Consider the following 18,876-nt stretch of genomic DNA (forward strand, 5'->3'; position numbering starts at 1 on the left):
TCGATCGCCGCGTTCAGCGCCAGCAGGTTCGTCTGGTACGCGATGTCGTCGATGATCCCGATCTTCTGCGCGATCTGCTTCATCGCCGCCACCGTCGCGCGCACCGCCTCGCCGCCTTCGGCCGCTTCGCTCGCCGCCTTCGTCGCCATCCCGTCCGTCACCTTCGCGTTCTCGGTGTTCTGCGAGATCGACGCCGTCATCTGTTCGATCGACGCGCTCGTCTCCTCGACCCCCGCGGCCTGCTCGCTGGATGCCTGCGACAGCGACTGCGCCGTCGCGCTCACCTCTTCCGACGCCCCCGCCAGCGCTTCCGCGCCGCTGTTCACCTCGGTCACCACCTGCGACAGCTTGTCGACCATGTGCTTCATCGCCTGCAGCAGCTGGGCGGTCTCGTCGCGGCCGGTGGCCTCGATCTTCACCGTCAGGTCGCCTTCGGCCAGCCGGTTCGCGGCCTCGACCGCGCGGCCCAGCGGCTTGCTGACGCTGCGGCTGATGAAGAAGCCGAGCAGCAGGCCCAGCACCACGCCGCCGGCGATCGCACCGATCATCACGGTGCGGCTGCTGCGGTACAGGCTCTCGGTGTGCTCGGCGGCCGCCCTGGCGCGCTCCTCCTTCTGCCGGATCAGCTCGTCGAGCATCTCGTCGAGCTTGTTGGCCTTGTCGCGCACCAGGTCGAGCGACTGCGCCAGCACCTCGTCGCGGTCGGCCAGCTTCTTCGCCGATGCCAGCGTCAGCGCACGCTGCATCTCGCGCTGGTAGTCCTCCGACAGCGTGCCGAACGCGGTGAAGACCTCCTTCGCGCGGTCGCTGACGAACAGCGGCTTGGCCTTCTCGATGTAGTCCTTCATCGACGCCACGCTCTTCGCGATCGACGCCATGTGCTTGTCGCGCTCGGCCTGCGAGCTCGCCAGCAGGAAGTTCGACCGGGCCCGCCCGATGTAGATCAGGTTGATGTTGGCTTCCTTGATGTACGACAGCCCCATCAGCTCCTTGTTGTACATGTTGTCGGCCAGCTCGTTCATCTGCCCGGTATTGGAGATGCCGATGAAGCCGATCACGACGCTGATCGACGCGACGAGCATGAAGCCCGCGATCAGGCGGACGCCGATCTTGAAGTTGCTGAACATGGTGTGGTTCTCCCTGGAAATTGAATGGGATCAGGCGGCCGCGACCGGCGTGCCGGCGCTCTGCATCAGGGCCGGCACGTCGAGGATCAAGGCGACCTCGCCGCTGCCGAGGATGCTGGAGCCGCTGATGCCGCGGACCTGGCCGAACATCTTCGACAGCGGCTTGATGACGGTCTGCGCCTCGCCGAGCAGCGTGTCGACGACGAGGCCGAATTTCTGGCCGGCATGCTTGACGACGACGATGTTCGGCCGCGCGCTGCGCGGCCCGTCGATGTCGAACAGCTCGCGCAGCCGGATGAACGGCAGCACCTGGCCGCGCAGGTCGGTGTAGTCGTGGCCGGTCTCGGTGCTGAACTCGACGCATTCGTCGACCATGTCCAGCGGCACGACGAACACCGCGCGGCCGACGCCGATCTGGAAGCCGTTGATGATGGCCAGCGTGAGCGGCAGCCGCACCGTGACGGTGGTGCCCTCGCCCGGCGTGCTGGCGATGCCGACGCTGCCGCGCAGCGCGACGATGTTGCGCTTGACGACATCCATGCCGACGCCGCGGCCGGACAGGTTGGTCACCTTCTCGGCGGTCGAGAAGCCGGGCTCGAAGATCAGCCCGTAGATCTCGGCGTCGCTCGGCGTGCGGCCGGCCTCGACCAGGCCGCGCTCGACGGCCTTCGCGAGGATCCTCTCGCGGTCCAGGCCGCCGCCGTCGTCGCTGACCTCGATCACGATGCTGCCGGAGTCGTGGAACGCGTTCAGCATCACCGTGCCGCGGGCCGGCTTGCCGCGCGCGGCGCGCAGCTCGGGCGAATCGATGCCGTGGTCGATCGCGTTGCGCACCAGGTGGGTCAGCGGGTCGCCGATCTTCTCGACCACGGTCTTGTCGAGTTCGGTGTCCTCGCCGTTGACGACCAGGCCGATGTCCTTGCCGAGCTCGCGCGAGACATCGTGCACCACGCGCTGGAAGCGGCTGAAGGTGGCGCCGATCTTGACCATGCGCAGCTGCAGCGCGCTGTCGCGCACCTCCTCGACCAGGCCGGACAGCACCGAGTGGCATTCCTGCAGCTCGCTGTTGCGCGTCTTGCGCGAGATCAGGCTGGCGCCGGCCGACGCGATGATCAGCTCGCCGACCAGGTTGATCAGGTGGTCGAGCTTGTCGGCGTCGACGCGGATCGACTGGCTCTCCTGCGTCTTCGCCTCCTTCACGCGCTTCTGCTTCTCGAGCGCGGCCTCGACGACCGGCGGCGAGACGCGGCCCTGCTCGACCAGCACGGTGCCGATCAGCGGCGCGGGGGTGGCCTGCGCCTGGGCGTCGAGCGCCGCCTGCAGCTCGTGCGCGGTGACGGTGCCGCAGCGCACCAGCATCTCGCCCAGGCGCGCCGATTCTTCCGGCATCGCCTTGATGAGGTCGATGTAGTCGCCGATGCGGCTGTGCGGCGGCACGATGCGCAGCGTGCAGTCGTCGAGCACGAAATCGAACACGCCTTCGATCGCGGCCTTGTCGGCCTGGCTGCGGAACGCGATCTCGAAGCCGAGGTAGCAGGACTCGGGGTCCATCTCGGCAGCCGGCGGCAGCGCGTCGGCCAGCGTCACGATGCCGACCACCTGGCCCAGCGTGCCGAGGAAGCGGATGAAGGACAGCGGGTCCATGCCGTTGCGCAGCACGTCGCGGCCGAAACGCAGCGAGATGTGCCACAGGTCGGCATCGTGCGCGGTGGCCGCGAGGCGCTCGAACGACGGTTCCGGTGCTGTCACCACGGCGCCCGAAACGGGCTCCAGATGCGCGCGCAGGCGCAGCAGCAGCGGCTCGCCGCGCTGCACCAGCGCCGGGTCCACCTGGTCGGCGTCGGATTCGACCGCGTCGACCAGCGCGCCGATGTGGTCGCCGCAGGCCAGCAGCAGCGCGACCATCGGCTCGTCGACGGCGATGCGGCCTTCGCGCACCTCGTCGAGCACGCTCTCGACGACGTGCGTGAACGCCACCACCTGGTCGAGGCCGAACAGCCCGGCCGAGCCCTTGATGGTGTGGGCGGCGCGGAAGATCGCATTGATCGTCTCGGCCGGCTCGTCTTCCTCGCGCACGCGCAGCAGCGAGGCCTCCATGTCTTCCAGCAGTTCGCGGCTTTCCGCGAAGAAGGTCTGCAGGGCCTGGTCCATGTTCATCGGGATGCCTTCCGGGTATGCGTCAGGAGCCGACGACCAGCGGGTCGCCGAAGTGCGCGGCCAGGTCGAACAGCTCCAGCACCTCGACGACGGCCGGGCTGTGATCGACCAGGCGCAGCGCATGGCCGGCCGCACCGGCCTCGCGCTTGGCGAGCAGCAGCAGCTGCAGCCCGGCGCTGTCGAACTCGCTGACCTGCGACAGGTCGACCTCGACCGCCGCGTGCTCCGCCACGGCGGCGAGCAGCGTCTGCTTCAGTTCGGCGGCGCGGTAGATCGTCAGCTCGCCTTCGATGCGAAGAGCGCTCATGACAACCCCTCGCTCGATGAGTACATCGATCGATCCCCCGAGGGGATGCGGGCCGGCTTGGGAGCGGCCCGGCGCTCGGCCCCGCTCATGGCAGCACGAGCTTCTGCACGACGCCCAGCAGCTGCTCGGGCTTGAAGGGCTTGACGACCCAGGCCTTGGCGCCGGCTTCCTGGCCTTCCTTCTTCTTCGCGTCCTGCGACTCGGTGGTCAGCATCACGATCGGCGTGAACTTGTAGGCCGGCATCTGCTTGACGGCTTTCACGAGGCTGATGCCGTCCATGTTGGGCATGTTGACGTCGCTGATGATCAGGTGGACCTTCTGGCCGGTCAGCTGCTTCAGCGCGTCCTTGCCGTCGACCCCCTCGATCACGTCGTAGCCGGCTTGCTTGAGCGAAATGCCGACGACCTGCCGCACCGAGGCGGAGTCGTCGACGATCAGGATGGTCTTGGCCATGGTGTTGTGCTTCCCGGTCTGTCGTTGTCAAAGGATCTGGGTCAGAAGAAGGTGATTTCTTCGCTGGCGTCGGCGGCGGCCTGCGCGCCCTGCCCGCTTTGCCCCGCCTGCGCGCTGTGCAAGCTGCGTTCGTCGGCCATCGCGTAGGTCTTCTCCAGCTGGGCCAGCAGCGCGGCGCTGTCGACCGGCTGCAGCACGCCGTCGCGCTCGAAGCCTTCGCGGCTGCGCGTCAGCTCGGCCGGCAGCTGCTCGATGTTCTGGCGCACATGCGACATCACCTGGCTGACGCGGTCCTGGAACTGCAGCTGCACCAGCGCCTCGCCGATCTCGCCCTGGATGCCGACGCTCTCGCGCTTGAGCACGTCGGCCGACGCGACCAGCGCATCGGTGACGGTGTGGAAGCCGCCGAGCACGCTGGTGATGGTGGTCTCGCAGGCAGCGATGGACGCGGCCTCGCGCTCGGCCGACGCATCGGCGCTGCGGCGTGCGGTGGCGATCGCGTCGCCGATCAGCGCGACCTTGTCGGCCATGCGCCGGCCGGTCTCGCCGGAGGCGGCCGACAGCTTGCGCACCTCCTGGGCCAGCACCGAGAAGCCGCGGCCGGTCTCGCCCGCGTGCGCGGCCTCGATGGCGGCGTTGATCGCGAGCAGGTTGGTCTGCGAGGCGATGTTGGCGACCTCGGCGGCCATCTCCTGCAACTCGGCGACGAAGCGGTTCAGGCTCTGCACCTCGTCGTGCATGGCGCCGTTGCTGGCCATCGCGGCGCGCAGCGAATCGAGCACGCCGTTCAGTTCCTTGCTGCTGTGCGCGAACACGGCCACCAGGCCCTGGTCGCTGCCCTGCATGGTGCCGGCAGCGAGGTTGGAGGCGCGCATCGCCTGGTCGAGCTTGTCGACGATGCCGCCGAAGCGCAGTGCGAGGGCGGAGATCGCGCTTTCCATCTGCGCGCGCGAGCTTTCGATGTGGCCGCCCCAGACCGGCAGCAGTTCGCGGCCGAGCCGTTCGGTGCCGGCGACGAAGGCCGCGGTGGCGTCACGCTGCTGCCGGCGCAGCACGGCCTGGCGGCGGTCGAACAAGGCACCGGCGACGCCGAGGCCGGCGCCGACCAGCAGCGCCCAGCCGTTCCAGCCGCTCGCGGCCCAGGTGGCGATGCCACCGGCCAGGCCCATCGCGGTGCAGGCGAACGCGCTGGGGGACAGGCGTGAGGGCAGCGCGCTCGATGGCAGCGCCGTGTCACGCACGGAAGGGAGACTGAAGGAGGACATGCGTACTTGTCGGCATGCCCGGCGCGGAAATAAAGCGCGACGTGCGACGCGCGGGCCAAAAACTGTGCAGGCCCTGCGCGGATCGTGTAAGCGGCGGTAACTGATTCACCGCCTGCGCCTCGGGTTAACCCGGGGGCTGGCGCGCCGGCAGCACCCATCCGATCGACAGCACGTAGCGGCTGCCGCCGAGCACGCGTGTCACGCTGTGCTCGCAGGCATCGGGGCGGAACAGCTTGATGCGCCGCGTCGCGAAGATCGGCGTCGCGCAGACGAACTCGCCGCCGGCCGGCGAGGCCTTCAGCACGATGTTGAGCCGGTAATGGCGGCGCGCCTGCACCGGGTCGGTGTGCGGCGGGATCTCGGCGCCTTCGGGGTAGCGCAGCAGGTAGCTGCCTCGCGCCGCACCCCTGTCAGATTCGTCGCTTGCTCCTTTCGTCGTGGGTCCATGCCGAGAGCGATTGCCGCAACGCAACGAAGTTCTGGAAATACAACCCCTTGTCCCCCGTCGATTGCATGCCTTTTATCCGACCTGAAATCGATTTTCTTATCGTCGGTGGCAGAGAGTTCGAAAGCGACTCCGCAAGTTGGCGCGCCACTTTCACGCAAGCGGAGCCCACAGAGTTTTCCGGGCTCACGTACTCCATTTCGAGTTTGGAAAGTCTTTCGACGACGACCGTTCTCAAAGACACCAAGGCGTGCTCTGTCTGACTTGGCACTTGGCTTGGGCGGCGCAGGCCCTCGGTCGACGAGGATGTGCCCGACGACGGGATGAGGTTTCCAGAGACCAAGCAGTCCAGCGCCGCCATGGTTTCGCAGCAGGCCTGCCAATCATGCCCATCGACGTCCAATTTGAAGTCGTTGAGCAGCCGTTCAATCACGCCCCGAAGCTCGTCGGGAAGATCGTATTTCACCGCGGAGTACACGCCAGACAGACAGTCAGCCGCGATGGCAAGACGGGCACTCCACGCGTCAGATCCTTTCAGGGGATCCTGACGAGCAACATCCGCGTCCTTGAAGTAGCCCTCGCTTGCATCAATGAGTGTCTTCAGCATGCGCAAGGAACTTGAAGGAGCCCGACTCACGGCATCCGCATCTTGAATCGGTTGCCATCTCGGACCACTGTTCGTGTCGATGAACGCTCTCAAAGACATCGCCTCCCCCTTGACTTCATCCGGCCGCCGGATCTCTGGAAGCGCGCGATAGCTCGGCAAGAGTTCACGCGGCGAAGCCACCAACTGATCGGAGATGAAGCGGTCCAGCGCCGCCATCGAATCGCAACAGCCCTGCCAATCCATGGCGATCACATCTGACCTGAAGTTGGCGATCAAGATATTGATGGCTCGCACGAACTGCGGGGGAAGCGCACGACTCATCCGCGCTACGGTTCCCTTCAGAGCCTCGCTCACATAAAAGAGACCGGCGGCCCATGCAATGGGTTGTGATGGAAGCTCGTGACGCAGAGCGTCTGCCATTTGAAAGTTTGCTGCTCGCCTGTCAATGAGCCCCTTCAATGACGACAAGGCAATTCCCGTCACATCGTATTTCAGCTCGACATCGGCACCGAGTTCCTTGACGAGTCCGTCCTTGTCGTCTGCACAAGTCTCTTGATCCACGATCCTCAACCACGAAGCCGTCCTCTCGACGAGTTCGGCTGGGAGCTCATGCCCTCCTGCCTCGAGCAACTTGGACAAGACCTTGTTCGCATGGGCCTGCGATGCCAGCCGCCCGGCACGCATGCGCGCCACGATGTCAGGGTGCTCGACTTGAAGCGGTTGCCACATCGAAGTGGAGCGGAGGGAAATGCTTTGAATGGACATTGATGCAACCGTGGGCAAAGAACCGATATCCACGTGAGTAACCCAGCGGCTCCGCCGGTTCCACTTCCCCGATGGAAGCCGGCAGGCGAGACATCACCTCGCCCGCGGCACACCCTCAAGCCGCCGCCGCCTCGCTCCGCACGCCCGCCTTCGCATCGATCGCCTGCAGCACCCGCCGCAGCGCATTCACCGCCTCGTCGACCTGCGCCCGCTCGATCACCAGCGGCGGCGCGAGCCGCACCACCGTGTGGTGCGTGTCCTTGGTCAGCACGCCTTCGTCCATCAGCCGCTCGCACACCTCGCGCGCGCTCGCGAACGCCGGGTCGATCTGCACGCCGACCAGCAGGCCGCGGCCGCGGATGTCGGTGATCGCCGGGTGCCGCAGCTTGCCGAGCTGGGCCATCAGGTAGTCGCCCTGCTCCTGCGCACGGCGCGCCAGCTGCTCGCGCTCCAGCAGCTGCAAGGCGGCCAGCCCGACCGCCGCGGCCAGCGGGTTGCCGCCGAAGGTGCTGCCGTGGTCGCCGGGGGTGAACTGCGCCATCACGTCCTCGCGCGCGAGGAACGCGCTGACCGGCAGCAGCCCGCCGCCGAGCGCCTTGCCGAGCACCAGCCCGTCGGGCAGCACGCCGTCGTGCTCGCAGGCCAGCAGCCGGCCGGTGCGGCCGAGGCCGGTCTGCACCTCGTCGCAGATCATCAGCACGTTGTGCTTCGTGCAGATCTCGCGCACCGCCTTCAGGTAGCCGGCCGGCGGCACGATGATGCCGGCCTCGCCCTGGATCGGCTCGACGATGAAGGCGGCGGTGTGCGGCGTGATCGCCGCCTCCAGGGCCCGCGCATCGCCGAACGGCACCGCGCTGAAACCCGGCGCGAACGGGCCGAAGCCGTCGCGGTACTGCGCCTCGGTCGAGAAACCGACGATGGTGGTGGTGCGGCCGGCGAAGTTGCCCTCGGCGACGAGGATCTGCGCCTGGCCCTCGGGCACGCGCTTGACCTTGTAGGCCCATTTGCGCGCCGCCTTGATCGCGGTCTCCACCGCCTCGGCGCCGCTGTTCATCGGCAGCGCCCGCGCCATGCCGGTCATGCGGCACAGCGTCTGCAGGAAGGGACCGAGCCGGTCGGTGTGGAAGGCCCGGCTCGTCACGGCCAGCGTCTGCGCCTGCTCGGTGAGCGCGCGCACCAGCACCGGGTGGCTGTGGCCGAAGCTGACGGCCGAGTAGGCGGACATCATGTCGAGGTAGCGCCGGCCCCGGTCGTCGAACAGGTGCACGCCCTCGCCACGCGTCAGCACGACCGGCAACGGGTGGTAGTTGTGGGCGCCGTGGCGCTGCTCCAGCGCGATCGGAGATTCCTTCGAGGTGGCGTGGCGGGCGTGCAGGGCGGCGGCGCGGGCGGCGGTGGTCATGTCAACTCCTGGTCTTGGTGCATAGCGAACGCTCACAGTCTAGAGATGCGGCAGCGAAATTTGCTTTCCAAAACTTGCATCCTTGCCGACGTTGACGCACGATTCATGCATCAATGAAAGCAAAGCGATGAACGGTGGAGCGATTGACGGCCTGGACCGCAAGATTCTGGAAGCCCTGCAAGCCGATGGCCGCGCCAGCAACGTGGAGTTGGCGGCGCAGGTGCACCTGTCGGCGCCGCAGTGCTTCCGCCGAGTGCGCGCGCTGGAAGAGCGCGGCGTGATCCGCGGCTACCGCGCGCAGGTCGATCCGCAGGCGCTCGGGCTGGGCGTGATGGCCTACGTCAGCCTGAACATCGACGGCGGCCAGTTCGGCCGCGTGCGCGAGGTCGAGGCCGACATCCGTGCCTTCCCGCAGATCCTCGAATGCCACACGGTCTCGGGCGACAGCGACTACCTGCTGAAGGTGGTCGCGCAGGACCTGAAGAGCCTGAGCCAGTTCCTGACCGACCGCCTGATGCAGGTGCCCGGCGTCGACGACGTGCGTTCGATGATCTGCATGGAAGAGGTGAAGGCGCCGTCGCCGTTGCCGGTGTCGCCATGAGGCTGCTGGTGCTCGGGGGTGGCGTGTTCCTCGGTGCGGCCGTGGTCGATGCAGCCTGTGCGGCCGGGCATGCGGTGACGGTGTTCAACCGGGGGCGGGCGCGCAGTGCCTGGCCGACCGGCGTCGACTGCATCGCCGGTGACCGGCAGCGCGATCTCGGTGCGCTGCAGGGCCGGCGCTTCGATGCGGTGGTCGACACCTGCGGCTACCTGCCGGGCGATGTGCGCCTCAGCGCGGAGGCCCTGGCCGGTGCCGGGCAGTACCTGTTCGTCTCGAGCGTGTCGGCGTATGCGTCGCTCGTTCGGCCGGGCGAAGACGAGCGGGCGCCGCTGGCAGCGTTCGACGGCGTGGCGCCGGACGACCGCAGCGTCGCGCACTACGGGGCGCAGAAGGCGGCCTGCGAGGCGGCCCTGCGCGCGGTGTGGGGCGAGCGGGCGCTGGTGGTGCGGCCGGGCCTGATCGTCGGGCCCGGCGACCCGACCGGGCGCTTCAGCCACTGGCCGTGGCGCGCCGCGGCGGGCGGCACGATGCTGGTGCCCGAGGCGCCGTCGCCGCTGCAGGTGATCGACGTGCGCGACCTCGCCGCGTGGATGCTGCGGCTGCTGGAGCGTGGCACGCGCGGTGACTTCAACGCGACCGGGCCGGTCGACGCGCCGCTGACCTGGCCGCGGATGATCGACGCCTGCATCGCCGCGGCCGTGCACGCGGGGCATGCATCGGCGACACCACGACTCGTCAGCGAGGCCTTCCTGCAGGCCGAAGGCGTGCGCCTGTGGAGCGAGCTGCCGCTGTGGATCCCGGCGAGCGAGGCGGATTCACAGGGCTTCCTCGCGGTCAGCGTCGCGCGGGCGCGGGCGGCCGGCTTGAACACGCGGTCGTTGCACGAGACGGCCGCCGACATCCTGGCCGAGCCGATCCCCGCCGCCGGCGATTCTCGGCGCGACGGCAAGCTGACGCCGCAGCGAGAACAGGAATTGCTGGCACGATGGGCAAAGCTCCCACCACCACCGCCATGACCTCACCACCCACCTTGCGCTGGGGCCTGATCGGCGCCGCCCGCATCGCCGCGTCGGCGCTGATCCCGGCCTTCCGCAGCACCGGCAGCCCGATCGTCGCGCTCGGCTGCAGCGATCCGGTGCGCGGCGCGGCCTTCGCCGCGACCCACGAGATCCCGCTCGCGATGCGCTACGACGCGCTGCTCGAGCGCGACGACATCGACGCGGTCTACATCGCGCTGCCCAACCATGCGCACCTGCCGCTGACGCTCGCCGCGCTGAAAGCCGGCAAGCACGTGCTGTGCGAGAAGCCGCTCGCGTTGAGCGCCGACGAAGCACGCCAGATGAAGGCCGCCGCCTCGGCCGCCGGGCGGCTGGTGATGGAAGCCTTCATGCACCGCTTCCACCCGCAGCTCGCGCGCGCCCAGGCGCTCTTGCACGGCGAGGCCTGGGGCCCGCTGAAATGGATGCGCAGCCACTTCACCTACACGCTGCACGACCCGGCCGACGTGCGCTGGAGCCGCCGCATGGGCGGCGGCGCGCTGTACGACCTGGGCTGCTATCCGCTGAGCCTGATGCGGTGGCTGGCCGGCGTCGAGCCGGTGGTGCTCGGCGTGGCGGCCGGGCTGACGCCGCCTGATGCCGAAGGCGGCCGCGTCGACCATGCGGCGCACGCGACGCTGCGTTTCGACACCGCGCACGGCGACGTCACCGGCCATTTCGATTGCGCGTTCTCGCTGCCGCCACACACGCAGTTCGAGGCGCTGCTGCGCGACGGCATACTGAGGCTGGAGACACCGTTCGGCTGGAAGGACGTCGAGGCGGTGCTGCGCATCGGCGATCACGTCGAGCGCTTCGCGCCCTGCGACCCGTATGCGCTGATGGTGCGGCACTTCGAGGCCGCGGCACTCGGCCACGAGGCGGTGCGCATCACGCTCGACGATTCGATCGCGCAGGCCGTCGCAATGGATGCGTTGCTCGCCCGCGCGCATGCGGCAGCGAACCGCTGACACCCCGGCCCCGGACGCTCACTCGAAATCGAGGAACACCGTCTCGCGCTCGCCCTGCAGGTGGATGTCCCAGCGGTAGCTGCCGTCGGCCTGGCGCTGCGCGACCAGCGTGTCGCGGCGCGCCGCCGGCACCTGCGCCAGCAGTTCCGAGTTCGCGAGCCCCGGCGCGTCGGCCAGGAACACCGCGCAGAACTGGTGCTTCAACAGGCCGCGCGCGAACAGCGTGATCCAGGCCACCGGCTCGCCCGGCGCCGCCTGCGGCGAAGCGCCCAGTTCGATGCGGAACTCGCCGCGCTCGCCGGTCGGGCAACGGCGGAAGCCGGGCATCGGGCGCCCATGCTCGCCGGTCGCCGCGGCCGGTGACCAGGCCTCGACCCAGCCGTCGCTCACCGGCTGGCCCTGCCCGTCGAACAGCACGCCGCCGATCGTGATCCAGGTGGTGGCCGTGGCCCCCTGCTGCGACAGCTCGGCGGCCCAGCGCCACCCCTCGTGTGGAAACGGGCCGATGGTCTGCGATGAAGTGATCCGGCTCGTCATGGCGTCGGCGCTCACAGATCCATCGGCGTCGCGTCGCGGCCGCGCAGCACGATGTCGAAGTCGTAGCCGAGGGCGTTGCCGCCGTCGGTGTGGTCCATGTCCAGGTGCGCGGCCAGGCGGGTTCGCGCCGCCTCGTCGGGGATGCTCTGGAAGATCGGGTCGAACGCGAACAGCGGGTCGTTCGCGAAATACATCTGCGTCACCAGCCGCTGCGCCAGCACGTTGCCGAACAGCGAGAAGTGGATGTGCGCCGGCCGCCAGGCCTTGTCGTGGTTGCCCCACGGGTACGGCCCCGGCTTGATCGTCACGAAACGGTAGCGGCCATCGTCGTCGGTGAACATCTTGCCGACGCCGTGGAAGTTGGGGTCGAGCGGCGCATCGTGCTGGTCTTTCTTGTGCCAGTAGCGGCCGGCCGCGTTGCACTGCCACACCTCGAGCAGCGAGCGCCGCACCGGGCGGCCGTCTTCGTCGACCACGCGGCCGCTGACGATGATCTTCTCGCCGAGCGGCGCGCTGCTGCCGTGGGACGTGAGGTCGAGATCCTTCGGGCCGACCAGCGCGGGCGAGAAACGCACGCCGTCGCGCGCCGGCACCGGCGCCTTCACGCGCAACGGCGGCTGCATCGGGCCCCGGCTGCGGGTGGATTGATAAGGGGGATGGATCAGGCTCGGGTACACGCCCGGGGCCACCTCGTCGAACTGCATCGCTGTCTCCTTGACCCGCTCGATCCGCTTCCTCGATCCGCCAATCGCCCACGCGGTCGAATCGCGGCTGCAATCTGCAGAAGGTAGGCTACATTGATTCGCACCACAAGGGGCTGGGTGCGGATCGCGTCGACACAGCGCCCACCATGGGCGATTGGCGCACCTCGGAGTAGCAGTTGAGATGAACGCTCGCGAACCGCAGCTTCCCGACGACGGCCTGGCCGCCGACACCGCGGCCCCGGCCGCCCCCAACAAGCGCGACCTGATCGCCGGCCTCGAGAAGGGCCTCGCGGTGATCGAGGCCTTCGACCAGGACCGGCCGCGCCTCACGATCAGCGAGGTCGCCGCGCGCTGCAACCTGACCCGCGCCGCCGCCCGCCGCTACCTGATCACGCTGGAATACCTCGGCTACGTCAACAGCGACCGCAAGATGTACGCGCTGACGCCGAAGGTGCTGCGCATGGGCCAGAGCTACATGCACTCGGCGCGGCTGCCGCGCATCGTGCAGCCGGAGCTGCACAAACTGGCCTACGCGCTGAAGGAAGCCTCGTCGGCCGGCGTGCTCGACGGCAACGACGTGATCTGCATCGCCGCCACCAGCGCCGGCCGCGTGGTCTCGTCCACCTTGCAGCCGGGCACCCGCGTGCCGGCGTACTGCACCGCGAACGGCCGCGTGCTGTTGAGCGCGCTGCCGCAGGCCGAGGTCGACGCGTGGATCGCCCGCCAGGCGCTGGAACCGCTGACGCCCAACACCATCACGCTGCCGGAGCGGCTGCGCCTGGAGATCGCCCGCACCCGCTCGCAGGGCTATGCGACGGTGGACCAGGAGCTGGAGCTCGGGCTGCGCACGATCTCGGTGCCGCTGAAGAACCACCGCGGCGAGGTGCTCGCGGCGATGAACGTCAGCGTGCATGCGGCGCGCGTGACGATGGACCAGCTGGTCGAAGGCTCGCTGCCGGCCCTGCTGCATGCGCAGGCGAGCCTGCGCACGGTGCTGTGAGCAGACGATCATGAGCAGCGCGCGCACACAGGTCGCCATCATCGGCGGCGGGCCGGCCGGGCTGCTGCTGGGCCAACTGCTGCACCAGGCCGGCATCGATGCGGTGATCCTCGAGCAGCGCAGCGCCGCCTACGTGCTGGGCCGCATCCGGGCCGGCGTGCTCGAGCAAGGCACGGTCGACCTGATGGACCAGCTCGGCGTCGGCCAGCGCATGCATGCGCAGGGGCTGGTGCACGGCGGCTTCGACCTCGGCTTTCGCAACACGCGCCAGCGCATCGACCTGCGCCGGCTGACGCACGGCCGCCAGGTGATGGTCTACGGCCAGACCGAGCTGACGCGCGACCTGATGGATGCCCGCAGCGCCTGCGGTGCCGTCACCGAATACGAGGCCGAAGACGTGGCGCTGCACGACTTCGACGGCGCCGCGCCGCGCGTCAGCTGGCGCCGGCAAGGCGTCACGCACGAGCTGCACTGCGATTTCATCGCCGGCTGCGACGGCTTCCACGGCGTGAGCCGCGCGAGCGTGCCGCCGGCCGCGCTGAAGGTGTTCGAGCGCAGCTACCCGTTCGGCTGGCTCGGCGTGCTGTCGGAGACGCCGCCGGTCTCGCACGAGCTGATCTACTCGAACCACGAGCGCGGCTTCGCGCTGTGCAGCATGCGATCGCTGACGCGCAGCCGCTACTACCTCCAGTGCCCGGCGGACGACTCGGTCGCCCGCTGGAGCGACCAGGCGTTCTGGGACGAGCTGCGGCGCCGGCTCGACCCGGAATCGGCCGAGCGCATGGTCACCGGCCCGTCGATCGAGAAGAGCATCGCGCCGCTGCGCAGCTTCGTCGCCGAGCCGATGCGCTTCGGCCGGCTGTTCCTCGCCGGCGATGCGGCGCACATCGTGCCGCCGACCGGCGCGAAGGGGCTGAACCTGGCGGCCTCCGACGTGCAGTACCTGGCGCAGGGGCTGATCGAGCACTACCAGGCGCACAGCGATGCCGGCATCGACGGCTACTCCGAGCGTTGCCTGCGCCGCGTCTGGAACGCGGTGCGCTTCTCGTGGTGGTTCACGTCGCTGATGCACCGCTTCCCGGACGGCGGCGAGTTCGGGCAGAAGGTGCAGGAGGCGGAGATCGACTACCTGCTGCACTCCGAGGCGGCGGCCACCGTGCTGGCCGAGAACTACGTCGGGCTGCCGCTCGAACACTGACCGGTGCGTCAGCGCACCGGGATGTGGATGTCGGTGATCAGCGCTTCGGTCGGCACCTGGCGAGCGTCGTTCACGTAGTCCTCGAACGGCGCGGCATCGCGCAGCTCGACGCCGGACGACGGCACCCAGTCGCGGTAGATCGCGCGCCAGGTCTGCCACAGCGTGTCGTACGGTCCGGTGTGGCGGAACACCGCCCAGCGGCCGGCGGGGATCGCCTGGCACTCGATGCGGTCGACGCTCGAGAGGTCGGGCACCGGGCCGCTGAACGCGATGGCCGCGATGAAGCGCGCATCGGGGTCGTCGAAGCCCTGGACCTCGTCGGGGCAGATCGCGAGGCACGCGGTCTGCCGCTCGCCGAGGCCGAGCGCCTGCACGGCTGGCATGAGGCGGCCGAAGGCGCGCTGCGCGGCGGCACTCATGTCGTTGTCGATCGCGCCGCGTTCGGTGGCGCACAGCACCTGGCGTTCAGGCAGGTCGCGGAAGGTCGGTTCAAGCATGGTCTTTCTCCGGGAGGGTCGATGGGATGCCACCACCGGTAGCGCCAGGCGCGGGTCCAGCAGCGCCGTGCGCACCGCGCTCGGCGACAGCCCGAACTCACGCCGCAGCGCGCGGGCGAAGCTCGTGCCGCCATCGAAGCCGCAATCGAGCGCGATCTGCCCGACTGGCGCGCTGCCGCCGCGCAGCGCCTCGACGGCGGCCGCCAGGCGCATGCGCAGCACGTACTGCGCCGGCGTCATGCCGGTCATCGCGGAGAACACGCGGTGGAAGTGGAAGCGCGACATCGCGGCGATGTCGGCCAGCGTGCTCCCCTCGAGATCGGAGGACAGCTGCGCATGCACATGGGCGACGACGCGGTTGATGCGGCGGCGGTAGGAGAGTTCGGACTGGGGGCGCATGGACGAAGGTGATGGCCGCGCCACTGTAGGGCCGGCGCCCCGTCCGACGCGCGCCCCGGATTGCTCAGTTCGTAGCCCGGATGCCAATCCGGGAGGTGTCGGACACACCCCGGATTGGCATCCGGGCTACGGAGCCAGCCAGCGCTCCAGCTGCGCCGGATCCGCCAGCAGCGCCGCGCTGTCGCCGCGGTGCACGATGCTGCCGCGGTCCAGCACCACCGCGTTCTGCGTGATCGGCAGGATCATCCGCGGGTTCTGCTCGACGATGATGGCCGACAGCCCCTCGTCGCGCACCACGCGTGCGATCGAGCGCAGCAGCTCTTCCACGATGATCGGCGCCAGGCCCTCCAGCGGCTCGTCGAGCAGCAGCAGCTTCGGGTTCAGCACCAGCGCGCGCACCACTGCCAGCATCTGCTGCTCGCCGCCGGACAGCTGGTGGCCCAGGTTGCCGCGCCGCTCGGCGAGCCGCGGGAACATCTCGTAGGCGCGCGCAACGGTCCACGGCCCCGGGCGCGCGACCGCCGTCAGGTTCTCGTCGACCGTCAGCGACTTGAAGATGTTGCGCTCCTGCGGCACCCAGCCGATGCCGGCCGCGGCGCGCCGGTACGGGGCGGTCGCGCTGATGTCCTGCCCGGCGAGCACGATGCGGCCGGCATGGCGGCGCGTCACGCCGACCAGCGTGTTCAGCAGCGTCGTCTTGCCGGTGCCGTTGCGCCCCAGCAGCGCGAGCGACTGCCCTGCCGCCAGTTCCAGGTCGACGCCCTGCACCACCACGGCCTCGCCGTAGCCGGAGGTCAGGCCTTCCACGCGCAGCAGCGGCTCAGCCATGGGCGGCCTCCCCCTGGCCGAGATACACCGCCTTCACGCGCGGATCGTTCGAGATGCTCTGCACGTCGCCCTCGGCGAACAGCGCGCCATTGACCAGCACCGAGACGCGGCGCGCGAAGTTGAAGACCAGGTCCATGTCGTGCTCGATCAGCAGGATCGACACGTCTGCCGGCAGCGCGTTGATGGTGTCGAAGATCTCCTGCCGCTCGCCCCCGGGCACGCCGGCCACCGGCTCGTCGAGCAGCAGCACGCGCGGCCGGCACGCGAGCGCCGTCGCGATCTCCAGCAGCCGGCGCTTGCCATAGGGCAGCACCGCGACCTTCCGGTCCATCACGTCGTCCAGCCGGAACTGCTTCAGCAGCGTCTCGCAGGCCTCGGCCACGCCGTCGGCCCGGCCGAGCGGCTGCCACCAGCGCGAAGCGGCCCCGCGCTCGGCCGACACCGCGAGCGCCAGCGACTGCAGCGGCGTCAGCTCGCTCCACAGCTGGTTGATCTGGAAGGTGCGCACCAGGCCGCGCTTCACGCGCTGGTGCGGTGCGAGGCGGGTGATGTCCTGGCCGTCGAGCAGGATCGTGCCGGCGCTCGGCGCGAGCACACCCGTCAGCAGGTTGATCAGCGTCGTCTTGCCGGCGCCGTTCGGGCCGATCAGCGCGTGGCGCGCGCCGGTCTCGATCGTGAGCGACACGTCCTGCGTCGCGGCGATGCCACCGAAGCGCTTGACGAGACCGCGGGTTTCCAGCGCGATGGTCATGGCTTGCGGCCCCACCAGGTCCACGGGCGGATGAAGCGGTCGCGGCCGACCAGCATCAGCACCACCAGGAACAGCCCGAGCCAGAACAGCCAGTACTGCGGCGTCCAGGCCGACACCAGGTCGTGCAGCAGCTTGAACGCGATCGCGCCGAAGACGCCGCCGTACAGGTAGCCGGTGCCGCCGATCACGAGCACCAGCAGCACGTCGGCGCTGCGATGAAAGTCAAGCACGTCGAGCGACGCGAAGCCGCTGGTCTGCGCGAGCAGTGCGCCCGCCGCACCGGCGAGCCCGGCGGCGAGGGTGTACACCGCCGCGAGCCGCGCATTCACCGACAGCCCGACGCTGGTGGCGCGCAGCCGGTTGTCGCGCAAGGCCTTCAGCGAGACGCCGAACGGCGAGTGCACGACGCGCCGCGCGAGCAGCAGCGCCAGCACCAGCACCGCGAGGCTGTAGGCATACGCGGTGCGGCCGACCAGGTCGAACTCGAAGTGCCCGAGCAGCGGCCCCATCACGACGCCCTGCAGCCCGTCGGTGCCGCCGGTCAGCCCGTCGAGCTTGTTCGCGAGCTCATAGAGCACCGACGCCACGCCGAGCGTCACCATCAGCCGCGTCAGGTCGGAGCCGCGCAGGATCAGCAGGCTGCTGAACGCGCCGAGCAGCGCCGATGCCGCGATCGCCACCGCCAGCCCGACCAGCGGATCGGGCATCACGTGCTTCGCGAACAGCGCCGCCGCGTAGGCGCCGAAGCCGAAGAACGCCGCATGCCCGAGCGACACGATGCCGGCGTAGCCCAGCACCAGGTCGAGCGACATCGCGAACAGCCCGAGGATCGCGATCTCGTTGAGCAGCAGCGCATGCTCGCCGGCGAACACGCAGGAGCCGAGCGCGACCAGCCCGAGCGCGAACTCCCACCAGCGCCAGGCCGAAGCGGCGGCCAGTGAATCGCGCACGCTGCCGCGTTCGGTCATCGGGCGGCGCTCCGCCCGAACAGCCCCTGCGGGCGCAGCGTGAGGATCACGATCATCAGCGTGTAGACGATGAAGGCGCCGAGCTTGGGCACGTAGTACTTGCCGAACACGTCGGCGATGCCCAGCAGCAGCGCGGCCAGCAGCGGGCCGGTGATGGTGGTGGTGCCGCCGACCGAGACGACGATCAGGAAATAGATCATGAACTTGAGCGGGAAGCTCGGGTCCAGCCCCAGCACCTCGGCACCGAGCGCACCGCCCAGCCCGGCCAGCCCCGAGCCGACCGCGAAGGTCAGCAGGAACACCTGGCTGGTGTTGATGCCCAGGCCCTGCGCGACGCGCGGATCGTCGACCGCGGCGCGCAGCCGGCTGCCGAAGCGGGTGCGCGTCAGCACCGCCTGCAGCGCGATCGTCAGCAGCGCGCACAGCACGATGATGAACAGCCGGTACTTGCCGATGCCGACCGCGGCGAAGTCGAAGCGGCCCTGCAGCCACGGCGGCACCTGGATCATCTGCTGCTGCGAGCCGATGATCCAGTCGACCGCCGTCACCGCCATGAACACCAGGCCGATCGAGAACAGCACCTGGTCGAGATGCGGCTTGGCGTACATCGGCCGGTACAGCGTGCGTTCGAGCAGCGCCCCGGCCAGCGCGGTGAGGATGAAGGCGGCCGGCAGCGTCGCGAGGAAGGGCACGCCCAGGCGGTTCATCAGCAGCACGGTGACGTAGCCGCCGGCCATCGCGAACGCGCCGTGCGCCAGGTTGACGAAGTTCATCAACCCGAGCGTGACCGCCAGCCCGACGGCCAGCACGAACAGCAGCATGCCGTAGGCGATGCCGTCGAACAGCAGCGTCAGCATGC

At 69.4% G+C, this 18,876-nt stretch carries 19 protein-coding genes and 1 pseudogene; 5 read left to right on the forward strand and 15 right to left on the reverse strand.

Annotated features, from left to right (window positions below):
* From AC1DXV_RS08035 to rocD, 8 genes and pseudogenes are all read right to left on the reverse strand, one after another.
* On the reverse strand, positions 1–1,127 hold a 1,127-nt coding region (locus tag AC1DXV_RS08035; RefSeq protein WP_477933146.1), incomplete at its 3' end, for a methyl-accepting chemotaxis protein.
* A 30-nt stretch (positions 1,128–1,157) separates the two neighbouring features.
* Positions 1,158–3,284 (reverse strand): chemotaxis protein CheA, encoded by a 2,127-nt coding sequence (locus AC1DXV_RS08040; protein WP_477865089.1) that lies wholly within the window; start codon positions 3,282–3,284, stop codon positions 1,158–1,160.
* Positions 3,285–3,306: 22 nt separating this feature from the next.
* Complete coding sequence (locus AC1DXV_RS08045) at positions 3,307–3,591, reverse strand: STAS domain-containing protein (RefSeq protein ID WP_477865088.1); 285 nt, start codon at positions 3,589–3,591, stop codon at positions 3,307–3,309.
* 85 nt (positions 3,592–3,676) lie between these two features.
* Positions 3,677–4,045: a response regulator gene (locus AC1DXV_RS08050; RefSeq protein ID WP_477865087.1), complete on the reverse strand. Its 369-nt coding sequence runs from the start codon at positions 4,043–4,045 to the stop codon at positions 3,677–3,679.
* Between the two features lie 41 nt (positions 4,046–4,086).
* Positions 4,087–5,310: a methyl-accepting chemotaxis protein gene (locus AC1DXV_RS08055; RefSeq protein ID WP_477865086.1), complete on the reverse strand. Its 1,224-nt coding sequence runs from the start codon at positions 5,308–5,310 to the stop codon at positions 4,087–4,089.
* 124 nt (positions 5,311–5,434) lie between these two features.
* Positions 5,435–5,701 (reverse strand): annotated as a pseudogene (locus AC1DXV_RS08060) (2OG-Fe(II) oxygenase); the annotation flags it as partial.
* Positions 5,702–5,720: 19 nt separating this feature from the next.
* The gene (locus AC1DXV_RS08065) at positions 5,721–7,127 is read right to left on the reverse strand and encodes a hypothetical protein (protein ID WP_477865085.1); all 1,407 of its coding nucleotides are present in this window, start codon (positions 7,125–7,127) and stop codon (positions 5,721–5,723) included.
* A gap of 115 nt (positions 7,128–7,242) precedes the next feature.
* Positions 7,243–8,529, reverse strand: coding sequence for an ornithine--oxo-acid transaminase (rocD, locus tag AC1DXV_RS08070; RefSeq protein WP_477933148.1), 1,287 nt, complete (start codon positions 8,527–8,529; stop codon positions 7,243–7,245).
* A gap of 127 nt (positions 8,530–8,656) precedes the next feature.
* Here rocD and AC1DXV_RS08075 point away from each other — a divergent pair, with 127 nt between their 5' ends.
* From AC1DXV_RS08075 to AC1DXV_RS08085, 3 genes are read left to right on the forward strand one after another with little or no spacing between them, the layout of a single operon-like run.
* Positions 8,657–9,130 (forward strand): Lrp/AsnC family transcriptional regulator, encoded by a 474-nt coding sequence (locus AC1DXV_RS08075; protein ID WP_047508983.1) that lies wholly within the window; start codon positions 8,657–8,659, stop codon positions 9,128–9,130.
* A complete protein-coding gene (locus AC1DXV_RS08080) occupies positions 9,127–10,146 on the forward strand; it encodes an NAD-dependent epimerase/dehydratase family protein (RefSeq protein ID WP_477865083.1) in 1,020 nt (339 codons plus the stop codon). Before AC1DXV_RS08075 ends, AC1DXV_RS08080 begins: the two co-directional genes overlap by 4 nt.
* Positions 10,143–11,135 carry a Gfo/Idh/MocA family protein gene (locus tag AC1DXV_RS08085; protein ID WP_477865082.1) on the forward strand — a complete coding sequence of 331 codons (993 nt, stop codon included), beginning with the start codon at positions 10,143–10,145 and terminating at the stop codon, positions 11,133–11,135. Before AC1DXV_RS08080 ends, AC1DXV_RS08085 begins: the two co-directional genes overlap by 4 nt.
* 18 nt (positions 11,136–11,153) lie before the next feature.
* Here the strand turns inward: AC1DXV_RS08085 and AC1DXV_RS08090 are convergent, their stop codons facing one another.
* The gene (locus AC1DXV_RS08090; RefSeq protein WP_477865081.1) at positions 11,154–11,672 is read right to left on the reverse strand and encodes a peptidase associated/transthyretin-like domain-containing protein; all 519 of its coding nucleotides are present in this window, start codon (positions 11,670–11,672) and stop codon (positions 11,154–11,156) included.
* A gap of 11 nt (positions 11,673–11,683) precedes the next feature.
* The gene (gene pcaH / locus AC1DXV_RS08095; protein WP_477933150.1) at positions 11,684–12,376 is read right to left on the reverse strand and encodes a protocatechuate 3,4-dioxygenase subunit beta; all 693 of its coding nucleotides are present in this window, start codon (positions 12,374–12,376) and stop codon (positions 11,684–11,686) included.
* A 181-nt stretch (positions 12,377–12,557) separates the two neighbouring features.
* Here pcaH and AC1DXV_RS08100 point away from each other — a divergent pair, with 181 nt between their 5' ends.
* Both AC1DXV_RS08100 and pobA read left to right on the forward strand, forming a co-directional pair.
* On the forward strand, positions 12,558–13,376 hold the full coding sequence (locus tag AC1DXV_RS08100; RefSeq protein WP_477933152.1) for an IclR family transcriptional regulator domain-containing protein: 819 nt from the start codon (positions 12,558–12,560) through the stop codon (positions 13,374–13,376).
* 10 nt (positions 13,377–13,386) lie between these two features.
* Positions 13,387–14,574 carry a 4-hydroxybenzoate 3-monooxygenase gene (pobA, locus tag AC1DXV_RS08105; RefSeq protein ID WP_477869335.1) on the forward strand — a complete coding sequence of 396 codons (1,188 nt, stop codon included), beginning with the start codon at positions 13,387–13,389 and terminating at the stop codon, positions 14,572–14,574.
* Positions 14,575–14,582: 8 nt separating this feature from the next.
* Here the strand turns inward: pobA and AC1DXV_RS08110 are convergent, their stop codons facing one another.
* The 5 genes from AC1DXV_RS08110 to AC1DXV_RS08130 form a co-directional block, all read right to left on the reverse strand.
* Positions 14,583–15,470 carry an AraC family transcriptional regulator gene (locus AC1DXV_RS08110; protein WP_477869337.1) on the reverse strand — a complete coding sequence of 296 codons (888 nt, stop codon included), beginning with the start codon at positions 15,468–15,470 and terminating at the stop codon, positions 14,583–14,585.
* Between the two features lie 126 nt (positions 15,471–15,596).
* Positions 15,597–16,298, reverse strand: coding sequence for an ABC transporter ATP-binding protein (locus AC1DXV_RS08115; RefSeq protein ID WP_477869339.1), 702 nt, complete (start codon positions 16,296–16,298; stop codon positions 15,597–15,599).
* Positions 16,291–17,049: an ABC transporter ATP-binding protein gene (locus AC1DXV_RS08120; RefSeq protein ID WP_477869341.1), complete on the reverse strand. Its 759-nt coding sequence runs from the start codon at positions 17,047–17,049 to the stop codon at positions 16,291–16,293. Before AC1DXV_RS08120 ends, AC1DXV_RS08115 begins: the two co-directional genes overlap by 8 nt.
* On the reverse strand, positions 17,046–18,017 hold the full coding sequence (locus AC1DXV_RS08125) for a branched-chain amino acid ABC transporter permease (protein ID WP_477933154.1): 972 nt from the start codon (positions 18,015–18,017) through the stop codon (positions 17,046–17,048). The genes AC1DXV_RS08120 and AC1DXV_RS08125 overlap by 4 nt, the downstream gene beginning before the upstream one ends.
* On the reverse strand, positions 18,014–18,874 hold the full coding sequence (locus AC1DXV_RS08130; RefSeq protein ID WP_477869828.1) for a branched-chain amino acid ABC transporter permease: 861 nt from the start codon (positions 18,872–18,874) through the stop codon (positions 18,014–18,016). Before AC1DXV_RS08130 ends, AC1DXV_RS08125 begins: the two co-directional genes overlap by 4 nt.
* Positions 18,875–18,876: the final 2 nt, after the last annotated feature.

Source organism: Rhizobacter sp. P3_C12 (genome assembly GCF_056402735.1).